We start from the raw sequence: 23123 nt of genomic DNA, 5'->3' as shown, positions 1-23123 counted from the left end.
ATCGGGATGGAGAGATGGTTTGAAGAAGCCCAACTACATGTGATTGAATTACCTATCAGTTGGCAAGCGGGACGTCTTTGTTATAGTGCGTTTATTCGAGAATTGCCTATGCTGCAGGCAGAAGGTGGTTCACGGAAAGATGTCTATCGGCAATTGGCGGAAGCCTATCAGATCTATTGGGAAAAACACCAACAAACGGAAGAAGAGGAGATGACTTCTTCTTTGCTATCACTAGATGAATTGCTTAAATATTATGATGGTGAGGCATTTGATGGTTTTGACATTTCTATGGATGAATAGAAATCTTAATAAAAAGAACTTGCGAACAAAAACAGCAGGTAAAATCGCTAAAAGATAGAAAAATAGGGAGTACGATACCCGTACACCCTATTTGTGAGTTCTTCGTTTAGATTTAAGCTTTATTTATTGCTTTCGAGAGCTGCTGTAATGGCCTGATTAAATGCATCTAAATCATCAGGGTTACGACTAGTGATCAAATGATACTGGTCGTCAATCACCACAGGCTCATCTTTGACAGTAGCACCTGCATATGCTAAATCTGGACGAATGGACTCATAGCCAGTCAACGTTAATTCTTTTGTCAATCCGGTTTGAATAAAGAGTTGAGGGCCATGACAGATAGCAAAAACTGGTTTTTCAGATGTCAGAAATTCTTTGGTCAAAGTGACATAGCGTTCATCTGTACGTAATTGGTCTGGAGAAAAGCCACCAGGAATCAACAAAGCATCAAAATCGGATAAATTGATTGTATCAATAGACGTGTCAACTGCAAAAGTGGTTCCTTTTTTTCCTGTGACAGAGTCCACGCCTTCATTACTGATAATGACAACTTCATGTCCAGCATTTTCCAGTGCTTCTTTTGGCGATGTTACTTCAATATCTTCAACTAGATCGGTAATGATAGTGGCAATTTTACTCATCAAATCTCCTCCTTAAAAATTATGCTTTTATTCATCTTCAATTTCTATGCTAACGAAGATTTATAACGCTGACAAATAATCTGTTTAGAGCAAAAATAAATTAGATAAAAAAGAAAGAGAGAAAAAAATGGCAACAATTCAATTATTTATTACAGATGAGCCGCTCGTTTTTGAAAAAGCTGTCTTGCAATTTATGGGCGAAGAGCAAATAGTCGAAAAAAATCAGGCGTTCAAAGAGGCTTCCACTGAATTGTCGAAAGAGGTAGAAACTGCATGTGTTTCATTGGTTAAACAAGGCATCCTATGGCTAGAAGAAACCGGTGAAGAAGAAGACTACATTGACTTACTTTATTTGGATTTTCAAAATGCAACGCATTCAAAGATAGCGACAACTATTTTGTCACACCCTTTTTATCAAGTAGAAGAAACGCTGCAACCTATTCTTGAAGAAGTTGGAGATGTTCTTGCGGAGAAATTCTTTGAGGAGTGGAGCAATCAATTAGCCGAATTGTCGGACGATGAACTTTCTTATGCCTATTTCATCGATGGTTCTCTGATTACTTTAGAATTGAATGAGCCCTTTAAGCTACAAGAAACGATTTCAGTAAAAGAGCTGATAGTAGATTATCACTCAGCATTAAATCGTTCTGTACAAAAATTTTACGAATTTCTGATTTAGGGACTATGCCATAAGTCTCCGACAAGTAACACTATCCGAACAGTAACTAGTATTGCTCCTGCGGTGCAGGGACTCCTCGTCGCAAAAGTCAGAGGAATCCATCATAGCAATAACATATAATTCGGTTTAACTTGTTGGATGATGACTTATGTCACAGTTCCTAGTTGTAACCGAAAACATTTTTACTTTTTTTTAAATCTGTTCCGTTAATCCTTCGTAGTCTTGACCATTTCCAAGGAAAGAACTATAAAGAAAGTAAGTACTCAATAAATACAATAATGATAAGAACCAAGATAAGGATGGAAAATTATGCGAAAAGTACCTCCTATTTTGAAACCAATTGCACTCTTGACTATTTCAACCATCATTGCTACTGCAACAGGTGTTGTGAATTCCAGTAGTTATCGGCAGCCAAGTCGAGCTAGTCATTCGACTGAAGTTACTGAAACGACAGAAAAAGGTGAGCCTGATCAATCGCAATCGGTGGACAGTCAACCTGTGTCTGAAAACACAGTTCCTTCAACAACTGTTGAAGACCAAGAAGGGGCTTCATCTTCCATAACAAATAATCAGCGAACGGTTCCTTCATCTTCGATAGAGGACAATTCTACACCACCAGCTACAGATGTTCCTTCTTCAGATAATGGACAAAGTGATGAAACGGCACCGTCAAGTCAGGACCAAGATACGGCTGACCAAGAAGCGGTTATCAATGAGAAGCAAGAAAATGAGTAGGTGAATAAATGACTTTTTTATTAGATATGATCAATGGCGTGCACAAGTTCTTAGGCTATCTAGATATTAGTCCTAAATACCTAAATCGTGCCTATACATTACTTAGTGTAATCCCAACAGTTTATATTTTGCGTATTGTTTATGGCCTCTATCTTAATCAAAATTACTTACAGATGGCTTTATATGGAATAGGATTCTGTGTGTTTCTCTATTTCTGGGTTCTAAATATTTTTTATTACTTTTTTGATAAAAACCTGAAGGCAGATGTCACACAGCTTTTTGTAAAATATTTGCCAGATGAAGTATTCAATATTGAAGGAGAAAAAATTAGTACCACACAAATCGATCGGTTATCAACGGAGAAAGCGGTTATTGATTTTGAAGAAGATTATCAACTGGTTTTAGCGGATTGCTTACAAAAACTAATTGCAAAAAATGAGTTAGCAACAAATGCTATCGCACAGGGATTTGTGATTCCTAAAAATACCCTTTATCCCTATTACTTTGTCAAACAACGATCAGATTCTGAATACTCGTTGCAAATTGGCACGAGCTATAGCGATTTAACAACAATTGGTCACATTCATTGGAAAGGCGAAAAAGCTTTGGAACCAGTTGGGTTGTTCATTACTGGCGGAGATTTTGTTAAAAACGATGTAAAATATCATGAACCTTATAGTTTAAAGCTTTACGTCAAAAAAGAAGAAGTGTCCACAGTAACAACCAGAAAGGCGTATCGTCAAACTGGAAAGGTAAGATAGAAATACGAAAAAAGGCTTCAGAAATATCAATTTCTGAGGCCCTTTTTTTTGTTCTTTTAGTTACTCGATCGGAATATGTTTGCCTGGCGCATCTTTGTAACTTGCCTTTGGTAAATTCAAGGAAAGAACACCATCCTCAAACCGTGCTTTGATAGCTTCTTCGTCAATATCAGGTATAGTGAACGCTCGTTGATAGGCACTGCTAGAACGCTCTTTACGCAAGTAATGACCAAGATCATCTTTCTCTTCGCTTTCATCCATTTGAGAAGCAGAAATTGTCAGAGTATCATTCACGAAACTGACACGAATGTTCTCTTTTTTTATACCGGGAAGATCAGCTTTGACTACATAATGATCTTCATATTCTTTAATATCCGTATTCATTTGTCGCTCTTGCCAAAAACTGTTCATCAATTTGCCTAATAGTTCTTCTCCACCAGGTAGATCTCTAGGTATCAGATTTGCCATAATTTCCCCTGCCTTCTTGATCAATTTGTTACTCTTATTTTACGAGGAACGAATTCAAAGAGCAACCCAAAAGCTGATAAAGATCAAAAACAGGAGAAATCACTCAACTATCTCCGCAGAATCTGCTATGATAGAATTAGTTAACTATCAGATGATTGGGTGAATAAGATGGAAATTATTGAAAAAGCGCCTGCTAAGATAAATCTAGGACTTGATGTTTTGGGGAAGCGAGCAGACGGTTACCATGAATTGGAAATGGTTATGTCCAGTGTTGATCTAGCCGACCGTCTGATAATGGAAGAGTTAGAAGAAGATAGGATCATTATCGAAACGAATAAAGCTTTTCTACCGATCGATAAACGTAATAATGTATATCAAGCGGCCAGTATTGTCAAAAAACGCTATGGTATCAATAAAGGCATCTTGATTCGGATCACGAAAAATATCCCTGTAGCAGCAGGTCTTGGCGGTGGTAGTACAGATTGTGCAGCAGCACTGAGAGGGATGGATCGTTTGTGGCAATTAGGTTTGACGATGCCGGAATTGATCGATATAGGAATGGAAGTGGGCACGGATGTCCCTTATTGTATTTATGGAACGACTGCGTTTATCTCAGGCAAAGGAGAAAAAGTCACACCATTGCGTCCGATGCCACAATGCTGGGTAGTTTTAGTCAAACCACGACTAAGTGTATCAACCGGCAAAATTTTTCAAGAAGTGGATTTAGATCAGTTGCATCATCCAGATATGCAAGAACTTTCTGCAGCAGTTCTTGCTGAAGATTATCAACGAATGATTGCTGCAATGGGTAATAGTTTAGAATCGATCACGATTCCTAAACATCCAGTCGTTCAACAAATCAAAGAGCGCATGATGAAGTATGGGGCGGATGTTGCACTGATGACTGGAAGTGGACCGACTGTATTTGCTTTGTGTCAGAAACACTCGCGAGCGCAGCGAGTCTATAATGCCTTAAAAGGATTTTGTGAAGAGGTTTACCTGGTTCGTACATTAAAATAATCGGACGTAAAACAAAACAGATGCACACTTTCGGAAGAGGTGGCATCTGTTTTGTTTTGGTAATATATGAATCATCATTCCCGTGTTTTCCGATTTACTAACAGGGGAACGTTCTAAATCGGAAAACATACGATTTGTCTTGACGAATGAGAGTTCCTTTGGTAGAGTAATTTTTGCTGATAAATCGGATTAGTTCCGTTTTAATAAGAAAAGAGGAATCAAAATGAAAAAATTACTAGCTGCGTTTCTACTTACCAGCACTTTTTTGTTAGGTGCTTGCGGAAAAGGATCCGAACAAGCCCCCGAGGAAAGTCAGGATTTACAGGTCATCACGACTTTTTATCCAATGTATGAATTTACAAAAGAAGTTGTTGGAGATACAGGTAAAGTATCCTTACTAATATCTGCAGGCACAGAACCACACGATTATGAACCTAGTGCGAAAGATATGGCGAAAATCATGGATGCTGATGCTTTTGTCTACAATAGCTCAGAATTAGAAACTTGGGTGCCAACAATGACAGATTCGATCGATACGGATAAAACGGCTGTGATCGAAGCGGCCAAAGAGATTGATTTAGCTGAAAATGATGATGATCATGGAGAAACGGAAGCAGAACATGGATCAGAAGCACATACTCATGAATTAGATCCCCATGTGTGGACGGATCCAGTAATGGCTATCAAGGAAGTTGAAACCATAAGAGATCAGTTAAGCGAGAAATTTCCAACGAAGGCTAATACATTTAAAAAGAATGCGGCGGCTTATATTGAGCAATTGAAAGCCTTGGATCAAGAGTATACAGATGCTTTGAAAGATGCGGACAATCGGACCTTCGTCACGCAACATGCAGCATTTGGCTATTTGGCAAAACAATATGACCTAGTCCAAGAATCGATTGCTGGATTATCGCCAGATCAAGAACCAACGCCTAGTCGGTTAGCTGAACTAAAAGAATATGTTGAGGACCATCAAGTCAAAGTGATCTATTTTGAAGAAAATGCTTCTTCTAAAGTTGCGGAAACGTTAGCTAGCGAGACGGGTGTTGAATTGGCTGTCTTGAATCCTTTAGAAAGTTTGACGGAAAAACAAATCAGTGATGGAGAAACGTATATCACAGTCATGAAGGAAAATCTGCAAGCTTTGCAAAAAAGTATCAAGTAAGGAGGCACATCTGTGCGTTATATCGATGTAAAAGGGCTAACGTTTTATTATGATGATGAGCCTGTGTTAGAAGATATCTCTTATTTTGTTGAAGACGGGGAATTCGTCATTTTAACAGGAGAAAATGGGGCTGCAAAGTCTACCTTGATCAAAGCAACGTTAGGATTGTTGAAGCCGTCAAAAGGAGAAGTAACACTGGCTACCAAAAACAGAGAAGGACAAAAGCTAAGTGTAGGCTATATCCCACAACAAATTGCCTCGTTCAATGTAGGCTTTCCAAGTACAGTCTTAGAATTGGTCCAATCTGGCCGTTATCCAAAAGACAGATGGTTTAAGAAGCTGACAAAGCGGGATCATGAACATGTTCGGCGAGCATTGGATGCAGTTGGTATGTGGGAAATGCGCAAAAAACGGATTGGTGAACTGTCCGGAGGGCAAAAACAGCGAATCAGTTTAGCACGTATCTTTGCGACTGATCCAGATTTATTTATTTTGGATGAACCAACGACAGGTATGGATGAGCAATCACGAAACTTATTCTATGAATTACTGCGCCACAATGCCCATGATCATGGAAAATCAATTTTGATGATTACCCACGATCATGAAGATATCAAAGAATATGCGGATCGGCAAATTCGATTGGTTCGGAAGGAGGATTCCCCATGGCGTTGCTTTCATATGAATTCATGAGGCGAGCTTTTTTAGCGGCAATTTTTATTGCTGGGATTGCACCTATGCTTGGTGTGTTTCTTGTAATAAGGCGGCAGTCATTGATGGCTGATACTCTCTCTCACGTTTCTTTAGCCGGTGTGGCGCTGGGTTTTTTTCTTAACTTGAATCCAGATCTTACAACGTTATTGATCGTGATCGTCGCTGCTGTCATCTTGGAATACTTACGGACCCTTTATCGCAGTTATTCAGAGATCTCGATTGCGATTTTGATGTCAGGTGGTTTAGCACTGGCATTGGTCCTCATGAACCTTAGTGGTGGAAATTCAGCGACCAGTATCCAGTCCTATCTCTTTGGTTCTATTGTAACGATTACTCAAGACCAAGTTTGGTTTCTAGGCTTTTTATTCTTAGCTGTGTTCGTTCTCTTCTTTTTGTTTAAGCGTCCCATGTATGTCTTGACCTTTGATGAGGATACGGCTCATGTGGATCGTTTACCTGTGCGGGTGATGTCGATGCTTTTCAATGTTTTGACAGGAATCGCAATTGCGATGATGATTCCAATTGCTGGTGCGTTATTGATTTCTGCCATCATGGTGTTACCTGCGGCTATCAGTATGCGGCTAGGCAAGAGTTTTAACATGGTGATCTTGATTAGTGTGTTAATTGGCTTATTGGGAATGTTATCTGGATTAACCAGTTCTTTTTATCTCGATACACCGCCTGGTGCTACGATTACATTAGTATTTATTGGTTTATTTCTAGTGATCAATCTGATCAAACGTATAGTGATCCTTATCCAACGAAAACACCGATTAAAACGATAAGAAACGAAAATTTTTCGTTTCTTTTTTTCATGATTGCATTAAAAACGAACAATTCGTTAGATTTTAAAGATAATGCTCGCATTTATGCGTAAAAAGCCTTATAATAAGACGAATAAATTAAAGGAGTGGGCATGTGTGAAAATTCGTCGAAGTGAACGATTGATAGATATGACACATTATTTATTGAATCATCCGCATGAATTGATTTCATTGTCATTTTTTTCAAAGCGCTATGCTTCTGCTAAATCATCGATCAGTGAAGATCTAGCGATTATCAAAAAGACCTTCAAAGAACGTGGTACGGGAACACTTGATACGATCCCTGGCGCTGCTGGTGGTGTTTTTTTTGTTCCTGAGATATCAAAAGAAGAAGCCTATGCCTATATTGAAGGATTAGCGGAACGATTATCTGAACAAGATCGCTTGTTACCTGGTGGTTATGTTTACCTATCGGATTTACTCGGTGAACCTGAACTGTTGCGGCAAGTTGGACGTATCATAGCTTCGAAATATCTTGATAAACAAATTGACGCTGTTATGACAGTTGCTACTAAAGGAGTGCCAATTGCACAAGCGGTATCTTACTATTTAAATGTCCCCTTTGTGATCGTGCGACGGGATTCAAAAATCACGGAAGGGTCAACAGTCAGTGTGAACTATGTTTCTGGATCGTCTGAACGAATCGAGAAGATGGAGCTATCAAAGCGTAGCTTAAAACGTGGTTCCAAAGTCTTAGTCGTAGATGACTTTATGAAAGGCGGCGGCACTGTAAATGGTATGAAGAGCTTGATTGAAGAATTTGAGGCAGAACTCGTTGGCATCACTGTTTTTGCTGAAGCTAAATTTAAAGGGAAACGTGCCATCTCTGATTATAGCTCATTACTATTTGTGGAAGATGTCGATACTCAGACGAAAACCATCTCGGTTGTACCTGGGAATTATTTTGAAGTAAAAGACTGATTTTGAATCAGTCTTTTTTAATTGGTCTAGTTGTGTTTGTCCTTGTATATTGAAAACCATGCTCAGTTGGGCTAAACTGGACATATACAGAAATAAATGAGTTGGAATCGATAGGAGTGGAATACGTGGAATCACGTTTTGCAATTATACTTGCCGCAGGCAAAGGTACTAGAATGAAATCTAAGTTATACAAGGTTTTGCATCCCGTTTGTGGGAAACCGATGGTAGAACATATCATGAATCGCGTAGAGGAGACAGATCCTGATGCAATTGTAACAATTGTCGGACATGGTGCTGATAGGGTCAAACAGCAATTAGGCGACCGCAGTGAGTACGCTTTGCAAGCAGAACAGTTAGGTACTGGCCATGCAGTTGTTCAAGCGGAACCTTTTTTAAAAGGAAAACGCGGCACAACACTAGTAATCAGTGGCGATACTCCATTGCTAACGACTGAGACATTGAACAATCTTTTTGAATACCATCAAGAGCAAAAAGCCTCAGCAACAATTTTAACTGCGCAGGCTGAAGATCCGACAGGATATGGTCGTATTGTACGCAATCAAGTGGGTATCGTAGAAAAAATCGTAGAGCAAAAAGATGCTTCTGTGGAAGAGGCGATGATACAAGAAATCAATACGGGGACGTATTGTTTTGACAATGAACTATTATTCGATGCATTGACAAAACTAGATACTGACAATGCACAAGGAGAGTATTACTTAACTGATATTATTGAGATTTTAAAAGAAGAAGGAAAGATCGTAGCTGCTTACCAAACGGATGATTTCAATGAGTCGTTAGGTGTTAATGATCGCTTGGCATTGGCAGAAGCGAATCGTTTGATGCGCAAACGTATCAATCAGCAACATATGAGAAACGGTGTGACATTGATTGACCCTGATACTACTTATATTGATGAAGGTGTTGAAATCGGAGCAGATACATTGATTGAAGCTGGGGTCGTCATCAAAGGAGTAACGAAAATTGGTGAAGATTGTCTGGTGACAGCTTCTTCTCAAATTGTAGATAGTCAAATCGGTGATGGAGTGACAATCAAAGCATCTGTCGTAGAAGAAAGCCGGATCCATAATGGGGCAGATGTCGGACCCAATGCACACTTGCGTCCAAAAGCAGAGATTAAAGAAAGAGCCCATATTGGTAATTTCGTAGAAATAAAAAATGCAACCATCGGTGAGGGAACAAAAGTTGGGCATCTGTCTTACGTCGGGGATGCAACGCTAGGAAAAAATATCAATGTTGGTTGCGGCGTCGTCTTTGTAAATTATGATGGCAAAAATAAATTTAAAACAGTTGTCGGAGACAATTGTTTTATCGGCTCTGGTTCGAATTTAGTGGCGCCATTGCAGATTGAGGAAGAAACCATGATCGCTGCCGGATCTACGATCACCAAAGATATTCCTAAACATAGCATGGCGATTGCTAGAGCAAGACAAGAAAACAAAGCGGGTTATGCAAAAAAATTGCCTTATTTGAATGAAGAAACTGCGAAATGACTTGATTTATTTAACAAAAATGACTACTATTTACTAGGAAGAAGATTCTGGTGAAATAGTAGTCTTTTTGCCAGATGAACGCAAAGAAAGTGGAGGTTCTCATGTCAAATCATTATTTTGATCCAAGATTGAAGATTTTTTCGCTGAATTCTAATCGTCCGTTAGCTGAAAAGATCGCAGCTGCAGTAGGTGTGGAATTAGGTAAGTGTTCAGTGAACCAATTTAGCGATGGCGAGATACAAGTCAACATTGAAGAAAGTATTCGTGGTTCACACGTCTATGTTATTCAATCCACAAGCAGTCCAGTAAACGATAACCTAATGGAATTATTAATCATGATTGATGCCTTGAAACGAGCAAGTGCGAAAACGATCAACGTAGTAATGCCTTATTATGGTTATGCGAGACAAGATCGTAAGGCTCGTTCACGGGAACCAATTACTGCCAAATTGGTTGCGAACATGATCGAAAAAGCTGGCGCAAATCGGATGGTTACCTTAGATCTACATGCTTCACAAATTCAAGGATTTTTTGATATTCCTGTAGATCATTTAATGGGTGCTCCGTTGATTGCTAATTATTTCTTGGAAAGAGATATTCAAGGAGATGACGTTGTAGTCGTTTCACCAGACCACGGCGGAGTGACTCGCGCGCGTAAATTAGCGGAATTCTTAAAATCACCAATCGCGATCATTGATAAACGACGTCCAAAAGCAAATGTTGCTGAAGTAATGAATATCATTGGTCATGTAGAAGGTAAGACGTGTGTCTTGATCGATGACATGATCGATACAGCTGGAACAATTACTCTAGCAGCGAATGCATTAAAACAAGCTGGTGCCAAAAGTGTCTACGCATCTTGTACACATCCTGTTTTATCAGGCCCTGCTTTGCAACGGATCGAAGATTCTGCTATCGAGCATTTAGTAGTTACTGATTCAATCTTCTTACCAGAAGATCGTAAATCTGAAAAGATTGACGAAATCAGTGTTAGTGCATTGATGGGAGAAGCAATCAAGCGGATTCATGAGAATAAACCTGTTAGCCCACTGTTTGAATCAAAATTATCGATTTAAAAATGATAAAAAAGTTAAGAGCTTGGGACAAAAGTAAAAAACACTTTTGTCCCAAGCTTTTAACACGTCTAAACGGCGGGATCAGAAGTAACTTCGAGAAATAAGACGAAATACCCAAAAATTTGAAAAGCAATTTCCATGTATTTCTCCTTATTTCTCGGAGCTTCACACTTCTGTCTCAACCTCTTCTTTTTTATCAAAGCGAGTTTTCTTTCCTTTTTTTTATTTTGTGGTATTCTTGAAGATGACTTGCAGCAATGCGAGCAAAATAAAATAGAATCTAATCACAAAGGGGAGTCTGAAAAGGCTGAGAATGAGAGTACTCTAAACCCTTCGTACCTGTTTCGATCATGCGAACGTAGGAATTGTGACGAGTTGAAGTGTCTAACACTTCTCCTTTGTGAATTGTGATGATTCTAAAGGAGGAGTTTTTTTGTGGGAAATGGTACAAAAATTTGGATAGAAGGAACGATTATGGCTGCACTGGCGATGGTACTGTCGCTGATTCCACTGGACTTTGGAAGTAGTTTCTCAATTTCTTTAGGGCAAATTCCGTTAACAATATTTGCTATTCGTAGAGGATGGAAACCAGGGTTAATGGCAGGACTGGTGTGGGGGTTGTTGCACTTTCCATTAGGCAAAGTGTGGTTTTTGAGTGTGCTGCAAGTGTTGATTGAGTATCCATTTGCTTTTACATTTGTGGGTTTTGCCGGACTTTATGCAAACAACATTCATTTGGCAATTAGAAATGGTTCAAAGGGTAGCGTGCAACGACTACTTGTACAAGCAACCTTCACAGGCGCTTTTGCTCGCTATTTTTGGCACTTTCTTGCCGGCTGGGTTTATTGGGGGGCATACGCTCTATGGGGAATGAAACCATGGCTTTTCTCTCTGGTAATGAATACCGCCAGTGGACTTGCTACAGCAATCGTTACGGCAATTGTCTTACTAATTGCTTATCGAACATCCCCAGAGGTATTTGTACCGAAAGATGACTATTTAAATCGGACAGCTTAAAAAAAGACTTGTTCTCCAAATCAAACAGGAGAGCAAGTCATTTTTTATCAATAAAGCCAAAAGCCAGATCGTCTTGATCTAACTCTAGTTGCCATTCTTTTTTATTTGCATAATAGCTAAGGGTTGCTACTTGATAGTCTTCCTTTAGGGAAAGGTGACTATTTTTAAGCCCAGATTCTTCGACCAAATAAATCGGGATTGTGTAAGTCTTATCTACTAATTGCTCTTGGCGAAAACAAAAAATGATTCCTTCCTGCATCACGCCTCGTAAGTCTTTTAGTAGATTTAAATCAAGCTTAGAGACCGAAGTGGGTTTCTTGAAAAAAGAGCGACGATCATTTATTTTTTCTAGAACGATGTGAGTGATTTTGTCAGCCAAAATCCGATAATATTCATCAAGGTAGCGGTAATAGACACGGGAGCGCTGATCTTTGAGGTCGAAATAAACAAAGTTGTTTTGCAGTTTATAGAAAAACGGAGAATGAAGATGTGTTTTCATATGTCCAAAATATAACAATTCTGAAATTTCCAAAGGAGTTAATTCTTTGACCATTTCTACATCATTAAAATCGATCCATTTGATTTCTTCACTGACCCGACCGCGATTAAGCTGTTGAAAGAAAAGCTGGACATCTTCAATGCCCCGGATAATCTTTAGTCCCGTATGTGATTCAAATTCACCAAATTCACTAGAGGGATCAAGTAACAATAGATTTTTTGGTTGGTGAATAATGCTCTTATTGAAATCTTGAACATCCAGTCCACGAGTCGAGATGGCATTGCTTGTTGTATCAATATGTACGTAAATCATGTTCGACATGCCCGTTGATCCCTCCCTATAATAAGTCCATTCTACAATAAAGTGTATCAAATTGCTTGTATCTTTTCGTTTAAAGTTATATTACAAAATAACGGAAAAAACAATTTTTAAGACTTGTTTTTTTTTTAGACAAAAAACATTGCTTTTTTATTAAAAAAATTCAAAATTGGCGCGGATGATCTGATTTTTTTATGATAAGGGTAATAAAAAATGGAGACGAAAAAATAATGAAAAAGAAACGGACTTTATTCCATTGGCTCACTAATCTATTCTTGGTGCTTCTGTTATTGATTGGACTTGCTTTGATTTTTAATAATCAAATTAAAAATTTTTTGATCAAACAAAATGGAGATGCTTACGCAGTTTCCGAGATATCTAGAGCCGATGTTGAAAAGAATATGAAAGCAGATACTACTTTTGATTTCGATGCCGTCGAACCGGCCAGCTCAGAAGCAGTTCTTAAAGCGCAACTAAGTCATAGCGTATTACCGGTGATCGGTGGTGTAGCGATACCGAGTGTGGCGATTAATTTGCCGATATTTAAAGGATTATCGAATGAAGCATTGTTGTATGGGGCGGGTACCCTTAGTCCAACACAAAAAATGGGCGAAGGAAACTATGCGTTAGCAAGCCATCGTGCTCAGTCACCAGACCTTTTGTTTACACCTTTAGATGATGTTGCTATAGGTGCAACGATTTATATTACAGATTTAGAAAATATTTATACGTATAAAGCAACGTCAACCGTTCGGGTTCAGCCCACAGATGTTTACTTATTAGATGAAGTAGCAGGGAGAAAAATGATCACGTTGATTACCTGTGGTGAAATGGGCGGAGTAACCAGGCGCGTGGTTCAAGGCGATCTAGAATCGGTTACGCCAGTAGCTGATGCGACAAAAGATATGAAGGCTGCATTCAATATGGAACAGCGGACTTTTTAAATGATAAGAATACCACGAATGATGTCAGAAAATTTCAGTGATCATCCGTGGTTTCTTTTTTGCTTCGAGGAGGAGTCGGATGAAGACTGCAAAAATTTATTTTTCTGATTTGTATTTATCCCAAGAGGCGTTTCAACAAAGCCAACTAGTTTTCCCTTTTTTCGCTAGTCATTCACAGGCACGAGCGGCTTTTCAATCAGTGGTCAATGAGCAAGGATGGCGGTTGACAAATCAACGAGGAACAGTGTATTTGTCCTGTGTCCACGAAGGGACGATTTTGACCATTCAGAATCTGTTACAGATACCAAGTGATGCATTTACTTGGAAGTCACTGGTTGCAATGACTGAGAGTTTTGCTAGAAGCCGTTTCGTAGACAGGATAGTTTGGGAAATGACAAGAAACCCCATCTTAGATCAGTGGTTTGCAGGACGGGGATACAGGCGCAGGAAGCAGGGATATGACAAACAACTACCTTATCATACAGCTTTTGTTTTAGGTGGTGGTGGCGCTCATGGCGCTTATCAAATTGGTGTGTGGCAAGCGCTAAAAAAACAGAGAGTCACATTTGAATGGGTAGCTGGAACATCAGTTGGGGCGCTGAATGGTGCATTAATTTTGATGGATGATATTGAAGCTGCAGAGAAATTATGGACGAATATTTCTAGTGACCAAGTTTTACAATACCCCAAAGCTGCTGCTAAAACAGAAACATTGTTAGATATGATCGAACAATTACGTTCTCTTGTAAAGACAGCACTAAAAGACAATGGCGCAAGTACAAAACCATTAGCTCAGCTGTTAGCAGCGACTTTTGATGCAGACAAATTTAATGCCAGCAAAAGTCAGCTACTGCTTTGTACGACTCGTCTGCCGGATTTCAAAGAGATTGTTTATCAATTTGATCCAACTGAAATTGATCGCGCTTTGCAATGGTTGCTGGCATCCGCATCTTTTTATCCAGCAATGCAGGCACAGTTGATTGATGACGTCTATTATATAGATGGCGGGTATCGCAACAACTTGCCGATTGATGTAGCAATTGATCGAGGAGCTACAGAAGTCATTGCCGTTGATGTGCAAGGCCCTGGGATCAACAAGAAGGTTCAAGTGTCAGAATCCATTGCACAGATTCAGATTGCTTCACCTTGGACTCTCGGTAGTTTTTTGATTTTTGATGCCAAACGTTCTTTAGAAAATATGACTCTTGGGTATTTAGAAACGATGAAATATTTTGGCAAGTTCAGTGGCTATTGGTATACTTTTGATGAAGAGGTCTTCAACGATTCGTGGAAGCCATTCGTTCATCTGCTTCGACAAGATGCACCGCGATTGTACGCATTGATGAAAAAAAAGGAATTTTGGAAGAAAGTGCGTAAGTTATATCAGCAGGAGGTATCTTTAGAAGTTTGTGATCGGGTCTTTTTGGAGTGTATAGGCAGATTGTTACATCTGTCACCGACCGTCGTTTATACCAGGGATTCTTTTTTGCACGAGATACGCGAGAAAATCACTGCCGAACCAACGAAAGAAACAGACGTATGGTCAGTGTCAGAATGGTTGTATTACTATCGCGAGCAATTCTTTTTGTTATCTGATCAAAAGCGTTTTTTGTTCTTTTACCGAACCCAACAAATTGAAACACCGGCATTTCAGCAGATTCGTTCGCGGTATCCAGAATTAGCTGTATTGGCAGCCTATCTGGCTTATTTTTTTAAAGGAGAGGAAAACAATGGATAATTTTTCTTACGAGATTGTAGAGGAAATCGCTGTTCTTTCGGAAAACCCCAAAGGCTGGCGAAAAGAGTTAAACTTGGTCAGTTGGAATGGCCGGCCGCCTAAATTTGACTTGCGAGACTGGAGTCCAGGACATGAGAAGATGGGCAAAGGGTTGACGTTATCAAATGAAGAATTCACCGAATTAAAAAAAGCACTGCTTTCTATGTGAAAGGAAGAAACGAATGAAAAGCATGACAGGATTTGGTAAAGGGAATGGCGAAACAGCTGATTATCAAATAGAGATTGAGATTAAAAGTGTCAATCAGCGATTTATGGATTTGCAGCTGCGCATGCCCAAACAATTGAATGATTTGGAAGCAACGATTCGACAAGAAGTCAAAAAAGTATTGCAACGTGGTCGGGTAGAGCTTTATCTGACATTGAACGAAAAGAATGCGGCGCATAAAGAAGTGGTCGTCCAATGGGATTTATTGGTTCCTTTTTTGAATCAGGTTGAAGAAGAAGCTGCGCAGAGACTAAATGTAAACGAGCTATCGAAGAAAAATCTTTTGGAAAAATTTATTCTCCACGAAGCGTTTCTTGATATCCGAGAAAAACAACAGGAGGATGATCAGTTGGCGCAAGGTGTGTTGGCTGCGTTGTCTCGGGCCCTAACCGCGATTGATCAAAGCCGTGAAGTTGAAGGACAAGGAATTTACCAAGTGCTAAAAGAAAATCAACAGCAATTACTTGGCAAAATCATGGAATTACAGGAGTTTGTTGCCGTTTATGAAGTCGATCACCGTCAGCGTTTTGAGAAAAAATTGACGGAATACTTAGGTGAGCAAATCGATCAAGAGCGACTGCTGACAGAGATGGCGATTTTGTTGGAACGGGGAGATATTCATGAAGAGCTGGATCGAATGATGATCCATTTAGATTCCATGACCACATTGCTGGAGGCAAAAGCGCCGATTGGACGAGAACTAGACTTTTTGATTCAAGAAATGAATCGTGAAGTAAATACTATCGGTTCCAAGTCCAGTCCAATTGAAATCAAGAACATTGTAGTACAGATGAAGACGATTATTGAAAAAATAAGAGAGCAAGTACAAAATATCGAATAGGGGCGACTAATAATGAAATACTATGATATTACTTTTCATGAATTAAGTGGAAAAAATGTTATCAAACGAAATGTTCCATCAGATAAAGAAAATTTTGATGCCTGGCAAGATGCTTGTGTTGCGATTGATCAAGAGTTTTTACAAATTCTAGTTGACGGAAATGCAGTATCGTTGAACAGACGTTATATTGTTCGCATCGATTGTCAAGAGGTAGAAGATCCTACGGAGAAAGCAATTACGACAAAAGACGAATTAGCAGGTGTGATCAATACGCTAAGTAATATGGGCTTTTAAAGTAAAAGGGAAGATGAGTAGTAATTTCATGAATTTCCCATTATAATAAAGTAGCTCTTGAAAGTTGCTGAAAAAAAGTGCAAAATAGACGTTAAGCAAAAGTCAGTGAAAGGACGTCATTATGTCAGAGCGAGGATTACTAATAGTTTTATCAGGACCTTCCGGAGTAGGAAAGGGCACTGTGCGAAAAGCAATTTTTGAAAGTGATGACAACGATTTTCAATATTCTGTTTCGATGACAACGCGCAACAAGCGTGAAGGTGAGATCGAAGGCGTTGATTATTATTTCCGTACCCGTGAAGAATTTGAAGCCTTGATCGAAGCGGGCGAAATGTTGGAATATGCAGAATACGTTGGAAATTACTATGGTACGCCATTGTCTTATGTCCAAAAAACATTAGATCAAGGGAAAGATGTTTTTTTGGAAATTGAAGTTCAAGGAGCCAAACAAGTCAAAGAAAAAGTGCCTGATGGTGTTTTTATTTTTCTTACCCCACCTGATTTAGCAGAGCTACGCTCACGTATCACTGGCAGGGGAACAGATTCTGCTGAGGTGATCGATGAACGAATGCGTGTGGCCAGAGAAGAAATCGAAATGATGGCTTTATATGATTACGCAGTCGTTAATGATGAAGTGCCTAAAGCAGTACAACGGATCCGAGAGATTATATCGAGCGAACATTTTCGCGTTGATCGAGTGATCGGTAAGTATATCAAAATGTTAGAGGAGCTGTAAAAATAATGATGTTAAAACCTTCAATCGATTCATTATTGGATCGTGTGAACTCAAAGTATTCCTTAGTGATTTTAGCCAGCAAACGTGCGCATGAATTAGATGCCGGTGCGCAAGCAATGTTGGAACAATTTGACTCAGTAAAAAGCGTAGGACAAGCATTAGAAGAAATCGAAGCAGAGCTTGTTGTAAATGATCCGCATCCAGAAATTAAGCGTGCGCGCTTAAAAATGGAGCAAGAAGAACGCAAAGCTCAAAAAGACCAAGAGCAAAAGGAACTGGAAGCACGGATTCGTGACGAACAGAATCTGTAGACAATTAAAAAAGCTAGAGCACAATGCGTGTTCTGGCTTTTTCTTTTGAATAAGATAGCCGTTAAATTTTCATAAGGTTTACAGACAAATGGCTGTCATTTTAGTAAAATAAAGCCTGGAGGAGAGAAGATGACCTATACAGCAGAAGTGATCGTGGATGTTCCCACCATGCAAACAGATCAACCTTTTACATATGAAATACCTGAATATTTGCGTCCTATAGCTGAGACGGGTATGCGAGTTGAAGTGCCATTTGGTAATGGAGATCGGCATATCCAAGGCTTTATCGTAGGATTGACCGATGCGCCATTGACTGAGCAGCCGTTGAAACCGATTATTCGCTTACTGGATCTTTCTCCTGTTGTAAATGAAGAATTATTACAGCTAGCTGATTATATGAAAAAAACGACATTTGCTTTTAAAATTACGTGTTTACAGACGATGTTGCCAAGTGTGATGAAAGCAGAATACCAGAAAAATATTCTTTTATTGGATGAAACCCATCCAATTAAAGCGTATTTCCCTGAGACGAATAGTCTTAGTTGGCAAGCTGCTGAAGAAGCAGGATTATTGGCACAATTGAAGGCTTTACGTAGTGAAGCCATTGTTGAAGTGCAATACGTGGTCAAAAATAAAAATAAAGCCAAGAAGATCCGCATAGTGAAACGACTGATTTCGCCAGAAGCGATTCCAGAAGCAATGAAGCAAATCAGAAAAGGGGCAAAACGACAACAACAATTATTGGCAGTCTTACAAGAATCTGAGCAGCTTCCTGTTTCCTTTTTTGCAGAAGCGGGAATTTCGACAACGGTTTTGAATCAAGGACAGGCATTGGGCTGGCTTGAATTTCATGAGGTTGAGACGTATCGAGATCCATTTAAAGATCGATCATTTCCTCAAACGACAGCATTAGCACTGAACGAAGAACAAACTGCTGCTGTTTCAGAAATTTTGTCAGCAGCAAAAAGGCAAGAGGCAAAAACTTTTCTTTTAGAAGGCATCACTGGCAGTGGGAAGACAGAAGTCTATCTGCAAACGATCGCGGAGCTATTGAAGCAAAAGAAGACGGCCATTATGCTTGTGCCGGAGATCGCTTTGACGCCACAAATGGTGGAACGATTCAAGAGCCGCTTAGGAAATGCGGTGGCTGTGCTTCACAGTGGTTTGTCACAAGGGGAAAAATATGATGAGTGGCGAAAAATTGAACGGGGAGAAGCTCAAGTAGTGGTGGGGGCACGTTCAGCAATTTTTGCTCCTTTAAAAAACATTGGCGTTATTATCGTTGATGAGGAACATGAAGCAAGTTACAAGCAAGAGGAAGCACCCAGGTATCATGCGCGTGATTTAGCCATTTGGCGTGGCGGGTACCACCATTGTCCCGTTGTTTTGGGCAGTGCCACGCCTTCGCTCGAGTCAAGGGCTCGTGCGCAAAAAGGCGTTTATCACTTATTGCGCTTGAACCAACGAGCAAAATTCAGTGCCCGTTTGCCGCAGATCCATGTAGTAGATATGCGAGAAGAATTTGCCAATAAAAACTACCAAACGTTTTCCCGCCAATTGCAAGAAAAGATTCAGGATCGCTTAGACAAGCAAGAACAGATCGTTTTGTTATTGAATAGACGAGGCTATTCTTCTTTTGTCATGTGTCGTGATTGCGGTTATGTTCTGCCTTGTCCAAACTGTGATATCTCTTTGACGCTTCATATGGATACTAAGACGATGCGTTGCCATTACTGCGGACACGAAGAAAAAATTCCTCACCGCTGTCCTAGTTGTAACGCAGATAAGATCCGTTACTATGGAACAGGTACCCAAAAAGTTGAAGAAGAATTAATCGCTCGATTTCCAGAAGCTCGGGTGTTGCGGATGGATGTGGACACGACCCGTAAAAAAGGGGCACATGAAAAGATCTTGACTTTATTTGGCGAAAAGAAAGCCGATATCTTACTTGGAACACAAATGATTGCTAAAGGATTAGACTTTCCGGATATCACTTTGGTAGGGGTCTTAAATGCAGATACCGCATTGAATCTGCCAGATTTTCGTTCTAGTGAGCGAACATTCCAATTATTGACACAGGTAAGCGGACGGGCAGGACGGGCAGAAAAAGCTGGCGAAGTAATCATTCAGACATTTAACCCGGAACACTATGCGATTCAGCTGGCACAAACGCAAAATTATGAAGCTTTTTATCAGCAAGAAATGTGGGTCCGTCACCAAAGTGGATATCCGCCCTATTACTACACGGTAAAAATCACCTGTAGCCACTTAGAAGAACAAGCTGCTGCGCAAAAGATGTTTGCCATTTATCAAGAGGTGAAAAAAGAGTTGTCGGATCAAAGTATTTTGTTGGGACCGGCACCGAGTGCAATCATGCGTGTCAAAAATCGCTATTACTACCAACTAATCATTAAATACAAAAATGAACCGCATTTGCCGGAACTGTTGACCCGGTTATTGGAACAAAGTCAAATTGATCAACGAAAAGGACTCTATGTTTCTATTGACCAAGAACCGTTGAATTTTATTTAAAGGAGATATTATGCGCTATCCGATTATTATCCATCCCGACGACAGGCTTCGTCGAAAACCAGAGCCGATATCTGTGATTACAGATGAATTGGTGCAATTACTTGAAGATATGTACGAAACAATGGTGGCGCATGACGGTGTGGGTATTGCTGCCCCTCAGATTGGCAAAAACCTGCAAGTGGCAATCGTTGAAGTAGATGAAGAGGATCGCTTTGAGTTAATTAACCCGGAGATCATCGATTCATCAGGAGAATCTATTGATGTAGAAGGGTGCTTGAGTATCCCTCATACTTATGGTACGGTCAAGCGAGCAGAAGAGATTACGGTTCGCTACTTTGACCGCGAAGGGGAAGAGATGGAAGTACAGGCTTTTGGTTACTTAGCCCGGGCTATCCAACATGAGATCGATCACCTGAATGGTATTTTATTTATTGATAAAATGATCGATAAGATCCCAGAATCTGAATTAGAACAGTATATGGAGGAACACGAAAATGACTAAAGTTGTCTTTATGGGAACCCCAGCGTTTTCCGTACCAATCTTAGAAGGGCTGTTAGCAGAAGGCTATGAAGTCGCAGCAGTAGTGACTCAACCAGATCGACCAGTTGGTCGTAAACGAGTGATCACCCCGACGCCTGTTAAAGAAGCAGCATTGAAACACGGTTTATTGGTTTTACAACCAGAAAAAATCAGTGGTTCACCTGAAATGGAAACGATCAAAGAATTAGCACCAGATATTTTGATTACTGCAGCTTTTGGCCAATTTTTACCTGAAAAGCTGTTGCAAGTGCCAAAATTTGGTGCCATCAATGTGCATGCCTCGTTATTACCCAAATATCGCGGTGGCGCCCCTGTTCACTATGCCATCATCGAAGGTGAGCAAGAAACTGGTGTCACTATCATGGAAATGATCAAAAAAATGGATGCGGGGGGGATTTTTTCTCAAGCTAAGCTGCCAATCACTAGTCAAGACGATGTAGGGACCATGTTTGAGAAGCTAAGTGTGTTGGGCAAAGAATTATTGCTGGAAACATTGCCTAAAATTTTATCAGGAGAATTGAAACCAACACCTCAAGCAGAAGAGCTGGTTACATTCTCACCGAACATCACGCAAGAACAAGAAGCCATCGATTGGACAAAGACTGCACAGGCGATTGACAATCAAGTTCGTGGGATGCGTCCTTGGCCAATCGCTTTCACGACTTATCAAGGAAGTCGTTGGAAAATCTGGTCAGTGGCAGTCATCAATGAATCAACAGATGCTGCACCAGGAACCATCATCCAGCGCACGAAAAAAGCATTGTGGATCGCATGTGGGCAGCAGACTGTCTTAGCATTAGAAGAGTTGCAACCGGCTGGAAAAAGCCGTCAAGCTATCACAGCCTTTTTAAATGGTGCGGGTCAACAGGTTCAACTAGGAGATAAGGTTGGTACCCATGAAGCATAAAATAGGGAAAATCCAGTATACGGTTCGTTTTGTTGCACTAGAAGCATTGCTTCGTATTGAAAAAGGCGGCGCGTATTCGAACTTATTATTAAGAGAGCTAATGAATCAAGGTCGATTGAATGAAAAAGACGGTCGACTATTGACAGAAATGGTCTATGGAACCATTAGCCGCCAGCTATTATTGGATTATTATTTAGCAACCTTTATCAAAAAAGCCAAAAAGGTTGATCCGTGGGTCAAAGCATTACTGCGACTGTCTCTTTATCAAATGTTGTACCTAGACAAAGTGCCCAACCACGCTATTTTGAATGAAGCCGTGGAAATCGCGAAAGCGAAAGGAAACCCGGGAATCGGAAAATTTGTTAATGGCGTGTTGCGTACGATTCAAAGAGAGGGTGTACCAGCACTTGATCAGATTAAGGATCCTTTGGAACGACTAGCTACAGAAATCAGTATGCCAGTATGGTTGACAGAAAAATTTGTGGCACAGATCGGCAGTGAGAAAACCCGGGAATTAGGGTTGTCTTTGCTAGAGCCTAGTCATGCTAGTGGTCGGCTTGATTTACAAAGAATTACTCGCAACGAAGCAATCCTTCAACTACAGGAAGAAGGGATCGAAGCGCGAGAAAGCCAACTATCTCCCTATGGGATTGTGGCTGATAAAGGCTTTTTGGCTGGTTCATCTTTGTACCGAGAGGGTCTGTTGACAATTCAAGATGAAAGCTCGATGTTGGTTGCTCCAGCATTGCACATTGCACCTGAGCACCAAGTATTAGATGCTTGTGCAGCTCCAGGAGGAAAAACGACTCATATCGCGTCATTCCTGTCTGCAGAAGCTGGCGGGAAAGTTACTGCGTTAGATATTCATCCTCATAAAGTAAACTTGATCACTGAGAATGCGCAACGACTTGCAGTTTCAGAGGTGGTCCAAACGGAAGTAATGGATGCACGGGAAGTGGCACAACATTTTGAAGCACAGCAGTTCGATCGGATTTTAGTGGATGCTCCATGTTCTGGATTGGGATTGATGCGACGAAAACCAGATATCAAATACAATAAGCAGGCTGCCGATTTACAGCGGCTACCCGAAATTCAGCTTGCGATTTTAGAAAGTGTCGCCCCAACGCTAAAAAATTCGGGTATAATGATTTACAGTACATGTACCATAATGGTAGAAGAAAATCAGGCAGTGGTAGCTGCCTTTTTAGCGGCTCATCCCGAATTTGAACAGATTGATGTGACGGTAAATGAACAAACTGCTACGAAAATCAGTGATCAAATGCTAACGATTTATCCGCAAGATTTTATGACAGATGGCTTTTTCATAAGCTGCCTTCGCAAAAAGTAAGTAATGAGGTGAAA

26 protein-coding genes and 1 riboswitch are annotated in these 23123 nt (G+C 40.2%); of the genes, 23 read left to right on the top strand and 3 right to left on the bottom strand.

Translation table 11 applies throughout. The features are described 5' to 3' along the window. The first annotated feature begins 6 nt into the window (after nt 1-6). Nucleotides 7-300: a hypothetical protein gene (locus Q0A12_RS11235; protein WP_291292736.1), complete on the top strand. Its 294-nt coding sequence runs from the start codon at nt 7-9 to the stop codon at nt 298-300. 119 nt (nt 301-419) lie between these two features. Here the strand turns inward: Q0A12_RS11235 and Q0A12_RS11230 are convergent, their stop codons facing one another. After that, a complete protein-coding gene (locus Q0A12_RS11230; RefSeq protein WP_291292735.1) occupies nt 420-941 on the bottom strand; it encodes a type 1 glutamine amidotransferase domain-containing protein in 522 nt (173 codons plus the stop codon). Between the two features lie 127 nt (nt 942-1068). Here Q0A12_RS11230 and Q0A12_RS11225 point away from each other — a divergent pair, with 127 nt between their 5' ends. The 3 genes from Q0A12_RS11225 to Q0A12_RS11215 all read left to right on the top strand — a co-directional run bounded on the left by Q0A12_RS11225 (nt 1069) and on the right by Q0A12_RS11215 (nt 3116). Then, the gene (locus Q0A12_RS11225) at nt 1069-1620 is read left to right on the top strand and encodes a hypothetical protein (RefSeq protein ID WP_291292734.1); all 552 of its coding nucleotides are present in this window, start codon (nt 1069-1071) and stop codon (nt 1618-1620) included. Between the two features lie 309 nt (nt 1621-1929). After that, complete coding sequence (locus Q0A12_RS11220; RefSeq protein ID WP_291292733.1) at nt 1930-2355, top strand: hypothetical protein; 426 nt, start codon at nt 1930-1932, stop codon at nt 2353-2355. A gap of 8 nt (nt 2356-2363) precedes the next feature. Next, nucleotides 2364-3116 (top strand): DUF6681 family protein, encoded by a 753-nt coding sequence (locus tag Q0A12_RS11215; RefSeq protein WP_291292732.1) that lies wholly within the window; start codon nt 2364-2366, stop codon nt 3114-3116. A gap of 60 nt (nt 3117-3176) precedes the next feature. On the opposite strand, the gene Q0A12_RS11210 is transcribed toward Q0A12_RS11215, so the two are convergent. Further along, nucleotides 3177-3584 (bottom strand): Hsp20/alpha crystallin family protein, encoded by a 408-nt coding sequence (locus tag Q0A12_RS11210; RefSeq protein WP_291292731.1) that lies wholly within the window; start codon nt 3582-3584, stop codon nt 3177-3179. A 168-nt stretch (nt 3585-3752) separates the two neighbouring features. On the opposite strand from Q0A12_RS11210, the gene ispE reads away from it, so the two are divergent. From ispE to thiT, 8 genes are all read left to right on the top strand, one after another. Continuing rightward, entirely contained in the window at nt 3753-4604 is an 852-nt protein-coding gene (gene ispE / locus Q0A12_RS11205) for a 4-(cytidine 5'-diphospho)-2-C-methyl-D-erythritol kinase (protein ID WP_291292730.1), read from the top strand. A 223-nt stretch (nt 4605-4827) separates the two neighbouring features. Beyond that, a complete protein-coding gene (locus Q0A12_RS11200; RefSeq protein ID WP_291292729.1) occupies nt 4828-5769 on the top strand; it encodes a metal ABC transporter substrate-binding protein in 942 nt (313 codons plus the stop codon). A 12-nt stretch (nt 5770-5781) separates the two neighbouring features. Further along, on the top strand, nt 5782-6462 hold the full coding sequence (locus Q0A12_RS11195) for a metal ABC transporter ATP-binding protein (protein ID WP_291292728.1): 681 nt from the start codon (nt 5782-5784) through the stop codon (nt 6460-6462). Continuing rightward, the gene (locus tag Q0A12_RS11190) at nt 6435-7268 is read left to right on the top strand and encodes a metal ABC transporter permease (protein ID WP_291292727.1); all 834 of its coding nucleotides are present in this window, start codon (nt 6435-6437) and stop codon (nt 7266-7268) included. Before Q0A12_RS11195 ends, Q0A12_RS11190 begins: the two co-directional genes overlap by 28 nt. Nucleotides 7269-7403: 135 nt before the next feature. Continuing rightward, the gene (gene purR / locus Q0A12_RS11185; RefSeq protein WP_291292726.1) at nt 7404-8228 is read left to right on the top strand and encodes a pur operon repressor; all 825 of its coding nucleotides are present in this window, start codon (nt 7404-7406) and stop codon (nt 8226-8228) included. Nucleotides 8229-8353: 125 nt separating this feature from the next. Further along, nucleotides 8354-9742 carry a bifunctional UDP-N-acetylglucosamine diphosphorylase/glucosamine-1-phosphate N-acetyltransferase GlmU gene (gene glmU, locus Q0A12_RS11180; protein WP_291292725.1) on the top strand — a complete coding sequence of 463 codons (1389 nt, stop codon included), beginning with the start codon at nt 8354-8356 and terminating at the stop codon, nt 9740-9742. Nucleotides 9743-9843: 101 nt separating this feature from the next. After that, nucleotides 9844-10818, top strand: coding sequence for a ribose-phosphate diphosphokinase (locus Q0A12_RS11175; RefSeq protein WP_003128833.1), 975 nt, complete (start codon nt 9844-9846; stop codon nt 10816-10818). 280 nt (nt 10819-11098) lie between these two features. Next, nucleotides 11099-11200: riboswitch (TPP riboswitch) on the top strand. A gap of 53 nt (nt 11201-11253) precedes the next feature. Beyond that, on the top strand, nt 11254-11835 hold the full coding sequence (thiT, locus tag Q0A12_RS11170; RefSeq protein WP_291292724.1) for an energy-coupled thiamine transporter ThiT: 582 nt from the start codon (nt 11254-11256) through the stop codon (nt 11833-11835). A 37-nt stretch (nt 11836-11872) separates the two neighbouring features. On the opposite strand, the gene Q0A12_RS11165 is transcribed toward thiT, so the two are convergent. Then, nucleotides 11873-12655 carry a hypothetical protein gene (locus Q0A12_RS11165; RefSeq protein WP_291292723.1) on the bottom strand — a complete coding sequence of 261 codons (783 nt, stop codon included), beginning with the start codon at nt 12653-12655 and terminating at the stop codon, nt 11873-11875. A gap of 227 nt (nt 12656-12882) precedes the next feature. On the opposite strand from Q0A12_RS11165, the gene Q0A12_RS11160 reads away from it, so the two are divergent. The 11 genes from Q0A12_RS11160 to rsmB all read left to right on the top strand — a co-directional run bounded on the left by Q0A12_RS11160 (nt 12883) and on the right by rsmB (nt 23109). Then, nucleotides 12883-13596, top strand: coding sequence for a class A sortase (locus Q0A12_RS11160; RefSeq protein WP_291292722.1), 714 nt, complete (start codon nt 12883-12885; stop codon nt 13594-13596). Between the two features lie 79 nt (nt 13597-13675). Next, nucleotides 13676-15334 (top strand): patatin-like phospholipase family protein, encoded by a 1659-nt coding sequence (locus tag Q0A12_RS11155; RefSeq protein WP_291292721.1) that lies wholly within the window; start codon nt 13676-13678, stop codon nt 15332-15334. Then, nucleotides 15327-15542, top strand: coding sequence for a YdbC family protein (locus Q0A12_RS11150; protein ID WP_003128839.1), 216 nt, complete (start codon nt 15327-15329; stop codon nt 15540-15542). The genes Q0A12_RS11155 and Q0A12_RS11150 overlap by 8 nt, the downstream gene beginning before the upstream one ends. 13 nt (nt 15543-15555) lie before the next feature. Beyond that, entirely contained in the window at nt 15556-16440 is an 885-nt protein-coding gene (locus Q0A12_RS11145) for a YicC/YloC family endoribonuclease (protein WP_291292720.1), read from the top strand. A 12-nt stretch (nt 16441-16452) separates the two neighbouring features. Further along, nucleotides 16453-16734: a hypothetical protein gene (locus Q0A12_RS11140; RefSeq protein WP_291292719.1), complete on the top strand. Its 282-nt coding sequence runs from the start codon at nt 16453-16455 to the stop codon at nt 16732-16734. 121 nt (nt 16735-16855) lie between these two features. Beyond that, nucleotides 16856-17470 carry a guanylate kinase gene (gene gmk, locus Q0A12_RS11135; protein ID WP_060815017.1) on the top strand — a complete coding sequence of 205 codons (615 nt, stop codon included), beginning with the start codon at nt 16856-16858 and terminating at the stop codon, nt 17468-17470. A 5-nt stretch (nt 17471-17475) separates the two neighbouring features. After that, entirely contained in the window at nt 17476-17781 is a 306-nt protein-coding gene (gene rpoZ / locus Q0A12_RS11130) for a DNA-directed RNA polymerase subunit omega (protein WP_291292718.1), read from the top strand. Nucleotides 17782-17910: 129 nt separating this feature from the next. After that, nucleotides 17911-20313, top strand: coding sequence for a primosomal protein N' (priA, locus tag Q0A12_RS11125; RefSeq protein WP_291292717.1), 2403 nt, complete (start codon nt 17911-17913; stop codon nt 20311-20313). A gap of 10 nt (nt 20314-20323) precedes the next feature. Then, nucleotides 20324-20815 (top strand): peptide deformylase, encoded by a 492-nt coding sequence (gene def, locus Q0A12_RS11120; RefSeq protein ID WP_291292716.1) that lies wholly within the window; start codon nt 20324-20326, stop codon nt 20813-20815. After that, nucleotides 20808-21761 (top strand): methionyl-tRNA formyltransferase, encoded by a 954-nt coding sequence (gene fmt, locus Q0A12_RS11115; RefSeq protein ID WP_291292715.1) that lies wholly within the window; start codon nt 20808-20810, stop codon nt 21759-21761. Before def ends, fmt begins: the two co-directional genes overlap by 8 nt. Further along, nucleotides 21751-23109, top strand: a complete 1359-nt coding sequence (gene rsmB, locus Q0A12_RS11110; protein ID WP_291292714.1) for a 16S rRNA (cytosine(967)-C(5))-methyltransferase RsmB — start codon at nt 21751-21753, stop codon at nt 23107-23109. The genes fmt and rsmB overlap by 11 nt, the downstream gene beginning before the upstream one ends. The last annotated feature ends 14 nt before the right edge of the window (nt 23110-23123 follow it).

Origin of the sequence: Enterococcus sp., from assembly GCF_022711995.1 — a bacterium.
In the GTDB taxonomy this organism is placed as follows: Bacteria; Bacillota; Bacilli; order Lactobacillales; family Enterococcaceae; genus Enterococcus_D.
This window is presented reverse-complemented; position numbering and strand designations above follow the sequence as displayed.

Coding starts and splice junctions, on each gene's coding strand:
- Q0A12_RS11235 (WP_291292736.1), top strand. CDS start 7: ATGGAGAGATGGTTTGAAGAAGCCCAACTACATGTGATTGAATTACCT.
- Q0A12_RS11230 (WP_291292735.1), bottom strand. CDS start 941: ATGAGTAAAATTGCCACTATCATTACCGATCTAGTTGAAGATATTGAA.
- Q0A12_RS11225 (WP_291292734.1), top strand. CDS start 1,069: ATGGCAACAATTCAATTATTTATTACAGATGAGCCGCTCGTTTTTGAA.
- Q0A12_RS11220 (WP_291292733.1), top strand. CDS start 1,930: ATGCGAAAAGTACCTCCTATTTTGAAACCAATTGCACTCTTGACTATT.
- Q0A12_RS11215 (WP_291292732.1), top strand. CDS start 2,364: ATGACTTTTTTATTAGATATGATCAATGGCGTGCACAAGTTCTTAGGC.
- Q0A12_RS11210 (WP_291292731.1), bottom strand. CDS start 3,584: ATGGCAAATCTGATACCTAGAGATCTACCTGGTGGAGAAGAACTATTA.
- ispE (WP_291292730.1), top strand. CDS start 3,753: ATGGAAATTATTGAAAAAGCGCCTGCTAAGATAAATCTAGGACTTGAT.
- Q0A12_RS11200 (WP_291292729.1), top strand. CDS start 4,828: ATGAAAAAATTACTAGCTGCGTTTCTACTTACCAGCACTTTTTTGTTA.
- Q0A12_RS11190 (WP_291292727.1), top strand. CDS start 6,435: ATGGCGTTGCTTTCATATGAATTCATGAGGCGAGCTTTTTTAGCGGCA.
- Q0A12_RS11175 (WP_003128833.1), top strand. CDS start 9,844: ATGTCAAATCATTATTTTGATCCAAGATTGAAGATTTTTTCGCTGAAT.
- Q0A12_RS11165 (WP_291292723.1), bottom strand. CDS start 12,655: ATGTCGAACATGATTTACGTACATATTGATACAACAAGCAATGCCATC.
- Q0A12_RS11160 (WP_291292722.1), top strand. CDS start 12,883: ATGAAAAAGAAACGGACTTTATTCCATTGGCTCACTAATCTATTCTTG.
- Q0A12_RS11155 (WP_291292721.1), top strand. CDS start 13,676: ATGAAGACTGCAAAAATTTATTTTTCTGATTTGTATTTATCCCAAGAG.
- Q0A12_RS11150 (WP_003128839.1), top strand. CDS start 15,327: ATGGATAATTTTTCTTACGAGATTGTAGAGGAAATCGCTGTTCTTTCG.
- Q0A12_RS11145 (WP_291292720.1), top strand. CDS start 15,556: ATGAAAAGCATGACAGGATTTGGTAAAGGGAATGGCGAAACAGCTGAT.
- Q0A12_RS11140 (WP_291292719.1), top strand. CDS start 16,453: ATGAAATACTATGATATTACTTTTCATGAATTAAGTGGAAAAAATGTT.
- gmk (WP_060815017.1), top strand. CDS start 16,856: ATGTCAGAGCGAGGATTACTAATAGTTTTATCAGGACCTTCCGGAGTA.
- rpoZ (WP_291292718.1), top strand. CDS start 17,476: ATGATGTTAAAACCTTCAATCGATTCATTATTGGATCGTGTGAACTCA.
- priA (WP_291292717.1), top strand. CDS start 17,911: ATGACCTATACAGCAGAAGTGATCGTGGATGTTCCCACCATGCAAACA.
- def (WP_291292716.1), top strand. CDS start 20,324: ATGCGCTATCCGATTATTATCCATCCCGACGACAGGCTTCGTCGAAAA.
- fmt (WP_291292715.1), top strand. CDS start 20,808: ATGACTAAAGTTGTCTTTATGGGAACCCCAGCGTTTTCCGTACCAATC.
- rsmB (WP_291292714.1), top strand. CDS start 21,751: ATGAAGCATAAAATAGGGAAAATCCAGTATACGGTTCGTTTTGTTGCA.